The sequence below is a fragment of the Candidatus Cloacimonadota bacterium genome (assembly GCA_016932035.1).
Lineage (GTDB): Bacteria > Cloacimonadota > Cloacimonadia > JGIOTU-2 > JGIOTU-2 > Celaenobacter.
Window position 1 is genome coordinate 35,219 of record JAFGDR010000064.1, and the last position, 15,260, is coordinate 50,478.

Genomic DNA, 15,260 nt, shown 5'->3' on the forward strand with positions numbered 1-15,260 from the left:
ATATTACAAGGAGATGATATCATGAAGTTCAAAGTAATCATCATTGCGATGTTTGTGATTCTGATGCCTGTGTTGGCATCGGCAGCTCAAAAGATCGGCGTTATCGACGTCGATAAGGTTTATAACGATTTCGAAGAAAAGAATGTTGCTGAACAGCAGTTCTACCAGGAATCAGATCAGTGGGAAAAGGATCTCGATGAAAAAGAAGCTGAGATCACCCGACTGAAAAATGAATATGAGAATCTTCCCCCAATCGTATCAAAAGAACGTCGCGATCAAAAACTTAAAGAAATAGACCAGAAAGAAACAGATTTCTATAATCTTGCAAACGAATATCGTAACAAGGCGATAGAACGACAAATGGAGCTTCTTGCACCTATCAGTGAAAAGATCGTAACAGCAATTAACGAAGTGGCAGAAGAGAACGGGCTTGATATTGTACTTAATACGATGCAGGGTGAAGTTGTGCTCTATATAAAGAACGAGGATATCGACATCACGGCTGCGGTCATTGAGAAACTTAACATCAATACACCTGCACCTGAAGAAAATCTAACCAACGAATGAAGCGTTTCTCCATAGAACTTTCTCTTGAAAAGCTTGCTGAAATTGCTCAAGGGAAGTTGATAAAGGTCAGTGACTGCTTATGCAATGCAGTTGCATCGCTTGATGAAGCAGATGCTCAGACAGTTGTTTTTTTTCAGGATCCCAAATTTGAGAAAGAATTCCAGTCGTCAGAAGCAGGTGTTTTTATTATTCCCGCTGAACTTGATAGAGAAAATTTGCCAGACAGGAATTATATACTCAGCCCAAAACCCTATTTTTCTTTTTTGAGGATTGTCGCATTCTTTCTTCACTCAACCCAAAAACCTATCAAAGGAAGAGACATTCATCCTTCGGCATATATTGATCCTTCAATCAAAATACCGGACAATATTATTGTCGCTGCAAATGTTGTGATCGGGAAGAATGTTGTGCTGGGCGAATACAATGCCATACAAGAGAATGTTGTCATTAAAGAAGATGTAACAATCGGTGATAGATGTTCTTTCTTTCCCGGTGTGACGATCTACAAAGAGGTTGTCATAGGCAGCTATGTGAGAATTCATGCTGGAAGTGTTATTGGATCTGACGGATTTGGGTATATCTGGGACGGTTCAAAGCATCAGAAAATTCCGCAGATAGGAAGAGTTGTTATTGAAGATGATGTCGAGATCGGAGCAAATGTAACTGTCGACAGAGGTGCGCTGGGTGATACAGTCATCAAAAAGGGATCGAAGATAGACAATCTTGTTCAGATCGCTCATAATGTACAAGTTGGAAATTATTCAATACTTTGCTCTCAAGTCGGTATCGCAGGCAGTTCAAAAGTTGGAGATAACTGTATATTTGCCGGACAAGTCGGGATTGCAGATCATGTCAATGTTGGAAATAACGTAAAAATCGGTGCTCAATCCGGTGTACCGAATGACATTCCCGATGATAAGATCGTACTCGGCTATCCTGCTATGGATGTTGGACTGCAACGGAGGATACTCGCTTCGCTGAAAGAATTACCAGATATGCGAAAATACTTCCATCAATTGAAAAAGAAGGAAGAAAAATAATGTATATACATGAAAATCAACAGACGATCAATGGTTCAATAAGTTATACGGGCATTGGACTTCATACCGGCACGATCAGCACGATCACGTTCAAACCTGCCCCGGAAAATACAGGGATCATCTTTCGAAGAACTGATCTTCCCGGAAATCCTGAAATTCCTGCTGATATGCAGCATGTCCAAAGCCTGGACAGAGGAACGAATATCGGCATCAAAGAGGCGACTGTCGCAACGATCGAGCATGTACTTTCAGCGATAAAAGGTCTTGAAATTGATAATATTATTGTTGAGGTTGATGGAGAAGAAATACCCGTTGCTGATGGAAGTGCGATTGAATTTGTCAAAGCATTGAAAAAATGCGGCATCGTCGAACAAAATGCAGAACGTAAATATCTTGAAATTAAAAAACCCTTATCCTTTTCTGTTCCGGAAAGAAATGTCGATGTCGTTGTAGTTCCCTCCGAGTCTTTGAAGATAACCTTCTTTATAGATTTCGATCATCCGAACCTGAAACCTCAATATACTTCAATGGTATCTCTCAAAGATGAATATGAAAAAGGATTTGCATCCGCACGCACATTCTGCTTTATAAATGACATCAAACAGCTTCGTGCAGCCGGACTCATCAAAGGCGGTAGTCTGAACAATGCGCTTGTGATCGGTGATGAAAGTCTTTCAAAGAAAGATCTGGAAGAATTGCAGGTGCTGTTCAATATGAAAGATGAGATCAAGCTGAATGAGTATAAATTGCTTAATGCAACTCCCTTGCGCTATTATAATGAATTTGTGAGGCATAAAGTCGTCGATCTGATCGGTGATCTTGCGCTTCTGGGTATATCGGTCAAAGGTCATATTCTTGCAGCACGTTCAGGGCACAAAACGAACATCGAGCTGATTAAGAAGATAAAGCAGCAATATGAAAATGAGATATTGCAAGCAAAATATCAGAAGAAAGAAGTAAAAGGTGTTGTATTTGACAATGAAGCTATTCAGAGAATTCTTCCTCATCGATATCCATTCCTTCTTGTTGATAAGATCGTAGAGTACAATCCGGGTGATTCAATCGTCGGGATAAAGAATGTAACAACAAATGAACCCTTTTTCCAGGGACATTTCCCCGGCCATCCCGTTATGCCCGGTGTGCTCATTGTTGAAGCGATGGTTCAAACAGGAGGTATTCTCGTTCTTAACGAATGTCCCGATCCACGCGATTTTGTGGCATATTTTCTAGCAATCGATAAGGTGAAGTTTAGGAAACTCGTCCTTCCCGGAGATAGATTGGAATTCCATATGCGACTTGTTCGGTCACGTTTTGGTGTACATCTTATAGAAGGTAAAGCATATGTTGATGGTCAGTTAGTATGCGAAGGCGAACTTAAAGCAAAATTAATCAAGAACAATGAGTCAAATAATACATCCAACAGCAATAGTTGATAAAAAAGCTCAACTCGGAAACGATGTTGAGATCGGACCTTTTTCAATTATCGGCCCCAAAGTCATTCTCTATGATGGGGTCAAAGTAGCATCGAACGTGGTAATAGATGGTCGTACTTTAATCGGAAAAGGGTGCAGAATTTTTCATTCTGCTGTCATCGGCACCGAACCTCAAGATCTGAAGTATGCAGGTGAAGACACAGCTGTAGAGATCGGTGAGTACACAACAATACGAGAATTTGCAACAGTGAACAGATCGACAAATGTTGATCATCCAACGAAAGTTGGGAATAACTGCCTTCTTATGACCTATACCCATGTTGCCCATGATTGTCAGATTGGTGATCGGGTGATCCTTGCAAATAGCGTTAATCTTGCAGGGCATGTTCTTATTGAACATAATGCAACGATCGGTGGTATTACACCTATCCATCAATTTGTGCATATTGGCTGTTATTCCTTTATTGGAGGGTTTTCGCGCGTAGGTCAGGATATTGCTCCATACACGCGCGGAGCAAGTGTCCCTTACAAAACAGTTGGTTTGAATTCTATCGGACTGATGCGAAATAATTTCTCTGCTGAGACAAGATCAACGCTTAAGAAATTGTATAAAATTTTCTATAACTCAAATTTGAACACTACCCAAGCTTTGGAAAAAATCAGAGCAGAAGTTGAAATGATCACTGAGGTAAAGCATTTCATTGAATTTGTCGAAAATTCTGAACGGGGAGTTGCCAAGTAGGAATTTTATGGAATTTTTAGTAAAAAAAATTGACAGACTAAGTAATGACAGTAACTTATGGCGAGCATATAGCAAAAAATGTTGCGGAGGCACATATGACAAAACAAGAGTTAATTGAGAAAGTTGCTATGGATGCAAACATTTCTAAGAAGAAAGCAGGTGACGCTGTTAATTCTGTATTTGATAGCATCAAATTAGGACTTGAAAAGGGTGACAAGATCACCATGGTCGGATTTGGAACATTCAGTGTAGCTAAAAGAGCTGCACGCACCGGTCTTAACCCAGCAACCGGTCAAAAGATTCAAATCCCTGCTACTAAAGTTCCCAAATTTAAAGCGGGTAAAAAACTTAAAGAAGCAGTCAAATAAGAACCATTTTATATGAGCAAGGGGCTAGCCCCTTGCTTTTTTTTACTAAAACAATTTTCGGGGTTACACATGAAGTTTAATGTTCATAGAAATCAAATTTTACAGAAAGTTCAGTTCATCAACAGCATTGTACCTGTAAGAAATCCGCTTCAGATACTTACCAATATTTTACTTGAAGCAAATGGTGAAAAGGGAAGCATACGTCTTGCATCAACTGATCTTGAGGTGTCAGCAGTAACGGAAATTGAATGCAATGTATTGGAATCAGGTAAGATAGCAATTCCAGCTAAGAATTTTACAGATATTATACGTGCACTTCCTGATGATGATATCCAATGTGAGCTGGATAATAAAATGCTCAATATTAAGTGTCAGAATAGTGAGTTCAGCTTGATCTTTGCAGATCCTGAAGATTTCCCGGAAATCCCGGACAGAGAATGGGAAAATAGTTTTACCATGGATGCAGGACTTTTCTCCAGACTCGTAGAAAAGACATCCTTTGCAGTATCCGAGCACATCGGCAGACCTGCATTTTCAGGTATCCTCTGGGAGCTTGATGCAAAGAAACAGAAGATGGTTGCCACAGATGGTAAACGGTTAGGTAAATTTGAAACAGCATTGAATCTTGATACGGATAAGATAGATATTATTATGCCCATAAAGGGAGTGAATCTTGTTCGCCGGATCATCCATGCTGACCAACCAAAGATCAAGATATTACCCGAAGAAAGTGCAATCAGCTTCGAATATGATTCCTATAAAATCTACTCCCGCTTGATCGAAGCGAATTATCCAGACTATGAAGCAGTCATTCCTTACGATAATTCCAAGATCATCGAAATAGAAGTGGAGCCCCTCATAAAAGCCATCCAGCGTGTATCCTTGCTCGCATCAGAAGATAATTTCAAGGTTGTGTTCAACTTTACAAAAAACCAGCTTAAGATTCATTCTGAAGATATCGACAAAGGATCGGCTGAAGAAGTTCTGGAAATTGGATCCGATTTTGAAAAATTCCAGATTGGCTTTAATTATAAATATTTGATTGAAATCCTTCAACTCGTGGACACAAAAACTGTTCAGATCAAATTTGAGAATTCACTCGATCCCTGCATTTTTTATAATATTGAATATCCTGAAGACCAGAAGAATCTCTTCCTGCTTATGCCTTTGCGGTTAGCGAACGAATAAAAGAATATTTGAAACAAAATTCAAAAGCATCTGATTTTTCAGGTGCTTTTTTTTGAGCTCATTTCCTCTTCGCCATCCGTTTATTCTTAATTACATATTTTCTAAGCATGGAAAATTTTTTTGTGTAAATGTCATGAGGAATGCTGATACGCAATCGAACAGAGTCATTATTATAACGTTTTTCCAGTATTTCAGCATTATCAAACAGAAACGAGATGAATTTTTGATCAGTGTTTGGAATTTTGAGTACAATTTCTTTCTTGCTATGTGCCAGAACCCTTGAGATAGTCTGTTCGATTTCTTTGAAATTTTCACCGGTTCGAGCAGAAATGAAGAGCGCATCCGGATATTCGAGTCGGAGTGTCTTTTTAATAAACAAATATTGTTGCTGTGGAAGAAGGTCGATCTTATTGAAGATTATGATCATATTATTTTGATCTGCATTGATTTCTTTAAGTGTATGAAAGACCGTTTCCATGTATTCATATAATTTTGGATGTGAGATGTCTATAATGTGGAGAAGGAGGTCAGCATAGACTACTTCCTGAAGCGTTGCATGAAATGAAGCAATAAGATAGGGAGGGATCTTTCTTATGAAACCGATCGTGTCTGAGATGACAACCTGTTCATTTGTTTGGAGTTTTTTTGCCCGGGTTGTTGTTTCCAGAGTTGCAAAAAGCTGGTCTGCAGTATAGAGATGCGAAGAGGTAAGTCTATTTAAAACCGTACTTTTACCGGCATTTGTATAGCCAACCAGACTTACTGAGAACACATCTTTTCGGTTTTTCCTCTTTGTCTCAGTGATCTTTTCGATTCCGATCAGTTTTGCTTTGAGATGTGCAATTCTATCATTGATTCGCCTGCGGTCTATCTCAAGCTGCTTCTCACCCGGTCCACGAAAGCCTATGCCACCTTCAATACGTGATAGGTGTGTCCATTGTCCTTTAAGGTGAGAAAGATTATATTGTAATTGAGCGAGTTCAACTTGCAGCTTACTCTGCCTGGTCTGGGCATGTTGAGCAAAGATGTCGAGGATGAGTTGAGATCGGTCGATGATCCTTTTCTTAGTTACTTTTGAGAGATTCCTGTCCTGTGATGGTGTAAGGTTGTCATCAAAAATAATGATGTTTGCATCTTCCTGCTTTGCACGTTTTCCTATCTGGGTGGCTTTTCCCGATCCGATATAGTAAGCAGGATGTGGTTTCGGGCGTATCTGTGTCTCTTGTGATATGACTGAAACATTTGCTGTACGCGCGAGATGTGCAAGCTCCTGAAGGGATTCTTCCACATCATAGGACGATTTGTCTTCTGTTTGCAATCCTACTAAGATTGCTTTATCCTTTTTCTGCTCAATCGTGTGAATAGAGAACCTCAACTATCATCATTAACGTATCAATAATATCTTCTTGAACACCTCATCTGTTTGATTTATATTGGCTTTGAGAATGTAAATTCCTGAGGGCATGTTCGTCCCAGTGCTATTTGTGCCATCCCAGTACACAGTAAAGCCGTAATCAGTTGGTTCATGTGTTTCAATGTTTTTGATAAACTCACCTTTTATTGAGTAAATGCCAATGTTATCTGGAATAATAATGTGATGTGAATTTTTTCTAGAAAACTCGATAGAGATTAGTGTTGAACTGATAATCTTTGTATCAAAAGGATTGGGGAAGTTTACAACAGTATAACCGAATTTTGCAGCGATCTCAGGCAGATCATTGATTGCTGTAAGATCCAGATCAAGAAGCACGCAAAGTTCGATAGGCTCGATTTCGCCCTGGTTGGTCGTGCCATCATACACAAATCTTCCATGTGACATGTAATGAAGAGCTATGAAAGGTATTGTCATCGAAGTGCCCTGCAAAGGATTGTGTATCACAGCCATACCCATATTCTGAGTACGTCCGCAGATGATGCAATCTTCCTGACCCCATACAAGTTGCGGCTCGATGTAGATCGAATCTGAAGGCGGATTCGAGCCTGATGAAACGACGGGAAGCGAAGATATTCTTTCAATAAGTGCCTGGGCGATCTGATGTCCGTCATCAATACCGATATCGTGGGTGTAAGGATTATCAAAATCCATATCAAAGTATGCTTCAGCAGTATCGTTCAATCCATCATTATCGTAGTCATTCGGTGTTGCAAGGGCATGATGAAGTATGTCGAGGGGAGCAAGGATTTTTGAAAGCAAAGCAATATCGATACGGGTTGTATCATCTTCTATGATATATGAAAAAGAACCATGGTCCATAAAATGAAGTGCCATATAGGGAATTTCGATCTGCAGATCATGCATCGGGTTATGAACGGTCACATGACCCATATTATAAGCTTCTCCGCATATAGGACAATTGTAATATCCATATGTTGGATGTTCGATCACATACAACGAATTTGGAGTAACACCAATAGGAAGACCGTCAATCAGTGTTTTGTAATGTTGCGCTATGGTGTTTGACTCACCACTCGGAAAAATACCGGTTATCAGCTCTTCGCAGTTTTTCATGTAATCAAAATCATCATCTTCAGGTACGGGAATCCAATGGTTATCTGCATGAAGCGTTGAAAGAAAACCGAGAGAAAAAAATGCTGCGGCAGCGTAGGGGAGTGCTTTTCTGATGAATGACCTTATTATTTGCTGGTTCGCATCACCAGATAATGTTTTGTATAATTCCTGACATTCGTCAAAAATTGACCTATAAACCGGGAATAAGGATGGCGAGATGCGACAATCGGGGCAGATCCAGTGGAAAAGGAGCTTTTGCTCTTTATCAATATACTTATTGGGTGTGTATCCATTATGAATAAAATTTTCAACACAGCACGAAGGATATCCAAAAAGAAATCCTTCAATCTTTCTATGTGCTGGTGAAAGTCTTAAAGAAGTGTTATCAAAAGTGCGCAGATATGCATGAATACGATTTGAATTTCTGCTGAAAATAAATTCTCTGATCCTATCTCCATTCTCACAATACCGGGCAACGGATTCTGTCTTAAGATCGAACTTTTTCAATACATCATTTTCTTGAGAACTCAACGGCTTTTCCCAACGACTCAGAGGTTTAACCTTCCGGTGAGTCAGTAATGCCAGAAAGAGGATCTGGAAAAGACGATCATGCAAAAAGTCATCTTTTTTCATGTTACCTCCTGTTTTTGGAGAGTAGTTTTATGACTGTTAAAATTCAAAGTGACCTATTTAAGAAACTCACAACTATCATTATCGTAAAATAATGACCTTTCTTAAATCTGTGATGTTCTGGCCTTGAACAACTGCAATGAAGTATATGCCGCTTTGTACAGGTGTTCCTTGTTCATCATAACCATTCCAAAAAATTTCTACGAATCCGTCAAGTGCTTCTTGAAATGATATTTTTCTTACATACTGACCCTTTGAATTATAGATCATTACATATTGTGATTGAGATATTTTTTTACTGGTAAATGAAATGCATATATCATCATTGGCAGCAAGATGACACGGATTGGGATGTATTGTTAGTTTTTGATTCTCATGTTGTTCTTCGTCATCGATAGAAACATTATCAATTGTGATGCTCATATATGCTGAAGTTTCGTTTAAGGAGCAGTCTCGAGTAATTACTTCGAGAATATACTGTCCGTCAGGGAACTGACTTGTATCAAGATTTTCATACTGGTCTTGCTCAGTGATCACCGAATCTCCATTTGAGTTTGTGATGATATGATAATACTCCCGGTTGGTATAATCACCGATCGAATAGCAATATGGATCTCTGGAATATATCGTATATAAGACCATATTATCATACATGCCACTGATATAGGTATCCAAAGGCATATCATAAGCAAATGAGAAACGTTCATAGATCGTTGCATTTGGATTTGAGGCTGGGTGGAGTTTGAACATGATATCCCATACATCGACTCGCCAGTTTGCATTTATGATGTCATGACATTTTGCGATAATATCTATTTCTCCAATGAGTTCGTCAGGATCAAGATAGGTGCCGCTCTCGGTTCGGAAAGCAAACAGGTCTGATCCATAAGCATTTTCAAAAACAGGAGGAATTGTATCGAGGACATTCGGCATATCAACGAGAGGATTGTCAGTGGTCCACCAATTACCATACCACGTTGCGCCAGAGCAGGTAATGCGCCCAAAGTGAATATGAGTAAAATCATAGACAGCCCATGGATAAAGAGTACCAAGAACATCACCAGCTTGAACTGAATCACCTACAATATAAGGGATCGAATTCTGGTTGAGATGTGCATAGAGATAACCCTCAGACTCTGCTGCAGTATTTTCATTGGAGATACCTATGCGCCAGTATGCTGAACCACCTGTTGTTAAAATTGCTTTAATGTACCCCGATTTTACTGCATATACGTTTTCATAGTCACTTCCTAAAAAATCAACCCCGGGATGAAGATAGGGAGAGCCGCCATACTGCTGGATCTCACCATAGCTGTTGCCGATCGGGAACGGATATGATATCGTTGGATGATTGAGTGGTGCAATGATCGTTTCATGGCTCTTTGTTCGGGATAAAGGAAAATCGATGCCATCTAAAGTAACTATCGACGCATTATCGTTGAATCTCTTGAGCGAAAAGTGAAATCCTTCTGCAATTTCTGATCTTTCAACAAAATATAACTCTCCATCTTGTATATGGATTTCAAACAACGTATTGGTCGTAGAATACATTGATACAAGATATTTTTCACGTATAGTGTAGATATGATGTCTTGTTCTAATGAGAGGTTTATCATTTAAGAAGTGTGTAGAAAGTGGATACTCATCCATCTGTATAGAAATGTCTTTGTAGTTGAAACAATCATCAGCATCATCAAAATAAGCTGGGTTACCCTCATTGTCTATGGCAAAAACAACTGAACCTGCAAAGCGTTCAGCCTGGGAAGCATTGTCATCAAAAACAACAAGATCTTTTCCATCAAAGAAAGCAAAATACTGCTTATTTTCTGAAAGTATTAGATTAATGATTTTCTTATAAGATTCCTTGAACAGAAGCATGCCATCATTTTTATAGAGTCTCAGAACTGAGGGCACGTTATCCTCAAGAGTTATCATTGTGAGGTAACCGGAAGCTGTTCTGAACAATGAATTCCCTTCGCATGTATGACTGTCACACCTGACCATATATATTCCATTATCTAAATAATAATTTTCAATCTCTGAATCATCATCCTGAACAATGTGTTCGAATTCATTGAGATGCAATGACCAACAAAAAGATGTTATCATAAGAAGAATGAATAAAATAAAGAAAATCTTTTCTTTCATCAATAAACTCCAATAGATTATGCATTGAATCGGTATGCCGTCGTGATGTGTGTCAAGAGAAAAGTGCTGCAAAATTTGACGTTTAAATTCATGTGGAATAGCTCTGAACAAATAAGAGGTTCTCATGAAAAAACAGCAAGAGATTAAAGATATTTTACATAAAGAAGCTCAGGCAGTAAGAGTCATAGCTGATAAGGTTGATTATACTGCCGACAGAGCACTGGAACTGATCCTTCATTGTAAAGGAAAGATTGTCATTACTGGAATGGGTAAAACAGGTATAATTGGAAGAAAGATCTCTGCCACGTTTGCAAGTACCGGAACACCATCCATCTTTCTCCATCCGGCAGAAGCAATTCATGGCGATCTTGGTATGGTTGATGAAAAAGATGTTGTCATGATCATTTCAAATAGCGGTGAAACGTCTGAACTAGTCGAGATCATACCTTATTTTAAGAACAAAAATATACCTGTGATCTCACTAACGGGCAATACTCATTCGACAACTGCGAAGATGAGTGATGTGGTCATTGATATCGGTGTGCCAAAGGAATTCGAACCTCTAGGACTCGTCCCTATGGCAAGTACGACAACTGCATTGGCAATGGGAAATGCGCTTGCAACGATCATTTTGCAGGAGAAGAAATTCTGTCAGGAGGATTATGCATTGCTTCACCCGGGCGGTTCGATCGGAAAACGTCTTCTGCTTGCAGTAAATGATCTTATGCATACAGGAGGAGAGAACCCGGTCATTCAAGAAAGTGCAACACTCAAAGAAGCCATACTTATTATGACATCGAAGGGATTGGGTTGCGTAAGTATTATTGATAAGTATGGAAAACTGACTGGAATTATTACTGATGGTGATCTGCGTAGGATCTTTCAGAACTTTGAAAGCCCGTTTCATGAAAAAGTTCAGCTTCTCATGACCAAAAATCCAAAATCGATTACACCTGAAACATCGGGCATCAAAGCTCTTGAGACTATGGAAACTTATTCTATAACCATGATACCTGTGGTTGACGAAGAACATAAACCAATCGCTATGCTTCACATGCACGATCTTGTTCGGGCAGGCATTGTAACAGAACATTAGAAAGCGGAGGATACATGACTGTAAATTTGAAAGGAAGAAGTCTGTTAACATTGAAGGATTATTCAAAACAGGAGATCCTTCATCTTATTAATTATGCACTTGAACTCAAGGAACATAAAGCACATGGCACATTAAAGAAAAAACTCGAAGGGAAGAATATAGCACTTCTTTTTGAGAAAAGCTCCACAAGAACACGCTGTGCATTTGTAACCGCTGCGGTCAATGAAGGGGCTCACACGGAATATTTGGGAAAGAATGATATTCAACTTGGCGGTAAAGAGACGATCGAGGATACAGCAAGAGTACTCGGAAGAATGTTCGATGCGATCGAATTCCGTGGATTCAAACAGAAAAGTGTTGAATTACTTGCAGAATATTCTGGTGTACCTGTATGGAATGGATTGACCGATCTTTACCATCCAACACAAATTTTAGCTGATTTCATGACCGTGAAAGAGGAGCTTGGTTCTCTTGAAGATATAACATTTGCCTATGTTGGCGATGGCAGGAATAATGTTGCAAATTCTCTCATGATCGGCGCTGCAAAGATCGGGATGGATTTTCGTATTGTTGCACCAAAAGTCCTTTTTCCGGATCCTAAACTCGTGGATGAATGTAAAAAATATGCTGAAGCAAGCGGTGCTCGTATTACGGTCACGGACTCAATTGAAAAGGGTGTAACAAAGTGTGATGTTATCTACACCGATATCTGGGCTTCGATGGGAGAAGAAGATAAGATACCCGAGCGAATCAATGTACTGAAGCCCTATAAAATAACCATGAATATGTTGAAAATGACGAAGAAGGAGAATGTGATATTCCTGCATTGCCTTCCATCATTTCATAACCTGAAAACAGGTGTTGCACAAAAATATCCTGATATTTGTGAGGTCGAAGACGATGTATTCGAAAGCAGGTTCTCAAAAGTCTTTGACCAGGCAGAAAATCGATTGTGGACGATCGAAGCTTTGATGGTGGCTACATTAACATAGTTTTACGTAGAGCACTCAAGACAATGCTTCCACGCAGAGATCGCTGAGAAGACGCAAAATACCCAAAGTAAAATTAAGAACCGTCAGAGACCACCCCCTGACGGTTGTTTAATTTCTGATGGACTGGACTTCATCGCCATTTGGCAGATGGAGTTCAGAACATGGTGAATAGGGAATAATGAATATTGATTGAAGATTGGATAATTCAACCAGCTTACGATTTGATCGACTGGGGCAATTCCCAGAATTGACCATGATATATTTAAAACATAATTTTGTGAAATAAACAGCGAATATCTGCCTGATTAGAGTGCTTTAATAAAAAAAATCCTGGCAACCATTTCGGTCACCAGGATTTGTATTCGTTGTGCGATTATGTTTATTGAATAACGAGTTTCTTTGTTTCCTGATAGTTTTCGGTCTTAAGCTGATAGAAATATACACCATTGGCAAGATCGTTCACATGCCAATTTCTGGAATAATCATGAACCATCATATCTTCATTAATGACTTCCTGTACCAGCTTACCCGTGATATCATAGATCTTCAGAGAAACAGGACGCAGTGTTCCTTCAAGTCCACCGATCATGAAGTCGAAGGTCACATTCTGACCAACGCTCACAGGATTCGGGAAGACATCATTGAGGAATGAATGAACAACGGTGTTAAGCTGTCCGTCACCATCGACGTCAACCGGATCGTACTGAATTGAACCGTATACGTCGGTTGTGCCACCATAATTTACTGATTCGAGCCAGTAGTAATATGTTGTATATAATGCATCAGCTGTTTCGTCAATGAATGAATATTCATGGGGCTGAGTTGTCGTTCCATGTCCTGGAATCAATGAAATATTTACTCTCTCAGAGTTATCGATATTATTATCGTAGGAACGATAAATATTGAAACCGATAACGTCTGTTTCTGAGGCAGTTGCCCACTGGATAGTAACGTAGTCGTTTGCATAAACAGCAGTGAAAGAAGAAAGTTCGACTGGAAGTGTGCCATCAGGATAGAAATCTGAAAATGCACGTGGGAAGATTTGATAACCAGAATCATAAGGAGAAGAATAATCATATTGCGAAGCGATTGCAACTACATCTTGTGGCCATGTGGGTTCAGGGTTTTCATCAATGTCCGTATCGCCATCGATTCTAAGAGTAAGATCATCAATCCCCCCATCATTCATTGTAAGGTTCTCATTACCTCCCCATGTTCCATCTACTTTGTCAAGATGTTGTATGCCGATTAGCATTCCTTCATAATACTCAGGATTTGCTAAGAATTGAGCTATAGTAATTATTGCTGGAGCTGGCATTGTTCCTGCACCGTTATCAGTTATATCTGAAGCGCCACCAGGGATTAATTCTGCTTTACCATTATATTGGTCTAAATAACCTACAGCAGTGTAACTGTTTCCTGCAGTTATTGATTCTATGCCATACTTAAATAGATTTATACCGCCATAAGAATCTTGAAGATAAACATCCAGATTAGAGGTAGAAAAAACACCACTAGCAACTGTTGCGATACCAGTAATTCTAGCATAATAATCATTATATACTAATACACCACTACCATCAACTTCACGAATATCACCAGCTGCATTAGAAATTGGACTTGTTCCCCAGAATAGGCCATATGTAGAACTTGTGACATTTGCTTTTGCATTATCAGTAACATCGATGTAATATGAGACACATTCACCATCGTTTTGAGCTACAATTGTACCACTATATGAATCATCACCAGCAGAAGACATAGATATATCTGACTGAGCTGCACCTTCCCAGAACCATTTTATAACAGCATTATAAGGAGGTGTGCCACCAGTGATATCACATGTAATGTCACAAGACTGGGCAGCTGTTGGAACAGTATATTCACGACCAACATTGCTTATTGCGAGGGCACTAGTGCTTTGAGGTTCAAAAGAAACATCGTCAACAAGTACTGTTGCAGATCCTGGGAATGGAGATACATCATAAAATCTAATTTGCATATATGCTGTTGTATAGTCAGGACCAACATTACCGCTGTAAGATATTTCCTGCCAAGAATCTTGGTCTACACTGTAACTACCATAATAATTATATCCACCTGAAGGACCGTTATAACAGATACTCAATCTAGCTCGTCCACCTGCATCATTATCATAAATCCAAACAGAAGCATTAATTGCAGCTCCACCCGTTACCGAAAAAGTATTTGAACGTAAGTCTTGGTTAGAAGTTGATGTCCAGGTTACTTCACAACTTGATGAACCACTATGAACGTTTGTTGTATTTTGAGTTAATGTTATACTTCCTCCTGAAGTGGTCCAATCGTCAGGTGAGCCAGCAGTCCAATTTTCGAAACCAGGATTATCAACCATATTGTCACCAAAACAAAGTGATGCAATGAATAGAAATGAAACAAATATTATTACTTTTTTCATTCTTTTTCCTTTCATATCTTTTTTTTTAGTTATCATATTTATATATTGCCCATTATTATTTACTTTTTTAAAATTCTGTTAATTTAAAAGAAAAATAAATTACTTTGTCA

12 protein-coding genes are annotated in these 15,260 nt (G+C 39.1%); 8 read left to right on the plus strand and 4 right to left on the minus strand.

Annotated features, from left to right (window positions below):
• Positions 1–21: 21 nt before the first annotated feature.
• The 6 genes from JW794_10405 (at position 22) to dnaN (ending at position 5,338) form a co-directional block, all read left to right on the plus strand.
• A complete protein-coding gene (locus JW794_10405) occupies positions 22–567 on the plus strand; it encodes an OmpH family outer membrane protein (protein MBN2018523.1) in 546 nt (181 codons plus the stop codon).
• The gene (gene lpxD / locus JW794_10410; GenBank protein MBN2018524.1) at positions 564–1,607 is read left to right on the plus strand and encodes a UDP-3-O-(3-hydroxymyristoyl)glucosamine N-acyltransferase; all 1,044 of its coding nucleotides are present in this window, start codon (positions 564–566) and stop codon (positions 1,605–1,607) included. The genes JW794_10405 and lpxD overlap by 4 nt, the downstream gene beginning before the upstream one ends.
• Complete coding sequence (locus tag JW794_10415; GenBank protein ID MBN2018525.1) at positions 1,607–3,040, plus strand: bifunctional UDP-3-O-[3-hydroxymyristoyl] N-acetylglucosamine deacetylase/3-hydroxyacyl-ACP dehydratase; 1,434 nt, start codon at positions 1,607–1,609, stop codon at positions 3,038–3,040. The genes lpxD and JW794_10415 overlap by 1 nt, the downstream gene beginning before the upstream one ends.
• Positions 3,006–3,782 (plus strand): acyl-ACP--UDP-N-acetylglucosamine O-acyltransferase, encoded by a 777-nt coding sequence (gene lpxA, locus JW794_10420; GenBank protein ID MBN2018526.1) that lies wholly within the window; start codon positions 3,006–3,008, stop codon positions 3,780–3,782. Before JW794_10415 ends, lpxA begins: the two co-directional genes overlap by 35 nt.
• Positions 3,783–3,826: 44 nt before the next feature.
• A complete protein-coding gene (locus JW794_10425; GenBank protein ID MBN2018527.1) occupies positions 3,827–4,150 on the plus strand; it encodes an HU family DNA-binding protein in 324 nt (107 codons plus the stop codon).
• Positions 4,151–4,219: 69 nt separating this feature from the next.
• Complete coding sequence (dnaN, locus tag JW794_10430) at positions 4,220–5,338, plus strand: DNA polymerase III subunit beta (GenBank protein ID MBN2018528.1); 1,119 nt, start codon at positions 4,220–4,222, stop codon at positions 5,336–5,338.
• A gap of 58 nt (positions 5,339–5,396) precedes the next feature.
• Here dnaN and hflX read toward each other — a convergent pair whose 3' ends face one another.
• The 3 genes from hflX to JW794_10445 all read right to left on the minus strand — a co-directional run bounded on the left by hflX (position 5,397) and on the right by JW794_10445 (position 10,625).
• Positions 5,397–6,713 (minus strand): GTPase HflX, encoded by a 1,317-nt coding sequence (gene hflX, locus JW794_10435; GenBank protein MBN2018529.1) that lies wholly within the window; start codon positions 6,711–6,713, stop codon positions 5,397–5,399.
• 9 nt (positions 6,714–6,722) lie between these two features.
• A complete protein-coding gene (locus JW794_10440; GenBank protein MBN2018530.1) occupies positions 6,723–8,480 on the minus strand; it encodes a hypothetical protein in 1,758 nt (585 codons plus the stop codon).
• Positions 8,481–8,558: 78 nt separating this feature from the next.
• Positions 8,559–10,625 (minus strand): hypothetical protein, encoded by a 2,067-nt coding sequence (locus tag JW794_10445; protein ID MBN2018531.1) that lies wholly within the window; start codon positions 10,623–10,625, stop codon positions 8,559–8,561.
• A 124-nt stretch (positions 10,626–10,749) separates the two neighbouring features.
• Here JW794_10445 and JW794_10450 point away from each other — a divergent pair, with 124 nt between their 5' ends.
• Both JW794_10450 and argF read left to right on the plus strand, forming a co-directional pair.
• Positions 10,750–11,721, plus strand: a complete 972-nt coding sequence (locus tag JW794_10450) for a KpsF/GutQ family sugar-phosphate isomerase (GenBank protein MBN2018532.1) — start codon at positions 10,750–10,752, stop codon at positions 11,719–11,721.
• Between the two features lie 14 nt (positions 11,722–11,735).
• Positions 11,736–12,713, plus strand: a complete 978-nt coding sequence (gene argF / locus JW794_10455) for an ornithine carbamoyltransferase (GenBank protein ID MBN2018533.1) — start codon at positions 11,736–11,738, stop codon at positions 12,711–12,713.
• 379 nt (positions 12,714–13,092) lie between these two features.
• Here the strand turns inward: argF and JW794_10460 are convergent, their stop codons facing one another.
• A complete protein-coding gene (locus JW794_10460; GenBank protein ID MBN2018534.1) occupies positions 13,093–15,150 on the minus strand; it encodes a T9SS type A sorting domain-containing protein in 2,058 nt (685 codons plus the stop codon).
• Positions 15,151–15,260 lie beyond the last annotated feature (110 nt).

Excerpts from the sequence above, each read along its gene's own strand:
- JW794_10425 (MBN2018527.1), top strand. The coding sequence starts at position 3,827 with ATGACAGTAACTTATGGCGAGCATATAGCAAAAAATGTTGCGGAGGCA.
- lpxD (MBN2018524.1), top strand. The coding sequence starts at position 564 with ATGAAGCGTTTCTCCATAGAACTTTCTCTTGAAAAGCTTGCTGAAATT.
- lpxA (MBN2018526.1), top strand. The coding sequence starts at position 3,006 with ATGAGTCAAATAATACATCCAACAGCAATAGTTGATAAAAAAGCTCAA.
- JW794_10405 (MBN2018523.1), top strand. The coding sequence starts at position 22 with ATGAAGTTCAAAGTAATCATCATTGCGATGTTTGTGATTCTGATGCCT.
- JW794_10445 (MBN2018531.1), bottom strand. The coding sequence starts at position 10,625 with ATGAAAGAAAAGATTTTCTTTATTTTATTCATTCTTCTTATGATAACA.
- JW794_10450 (MBN2018532.1), top strand. The coding sequence starts at position 10,750 with ATGAAAAAACAGCAAGAGATTAAAGATATTTTACATAAAGAAGCTCAG.
- argF (MBN2018533.1), top strand. The coding sequence starts at position 11,736 with ATGACTGTAAATTTGAAAGGAAGAAGTCTGTTAACATTGAAGGATTAT.
- JW794_10440 (MBN2018530.1), bottom strand. The coding sequence starts at position 8,480 with ATGAAAAAAGATGACTTTTTGCATGATCGTCTTTTCCAGATCCTCTTT.
- JW794_10460 (MBN2018534.1), bottom strand. The coding sequence starts at position 15,150 with ATGAAAAAAGTAATAATATTTGTTTCATTTCTATTCATTGCATCACTT.
- JW794_10415 (MBN2018525.1), top strand. The coding sequence starts at position 1,607 with ATGTATATACATGAAAATCAACAGACGATCAATGGTTCAATAAGTTAT.
- dnaN (MBN2018528.1), top strand. The coding sequence starts at position 4,220 with ATGAAGTTTAATGTTCATAGAAATCAAATTTTACAGAAAGTTCAGTTC.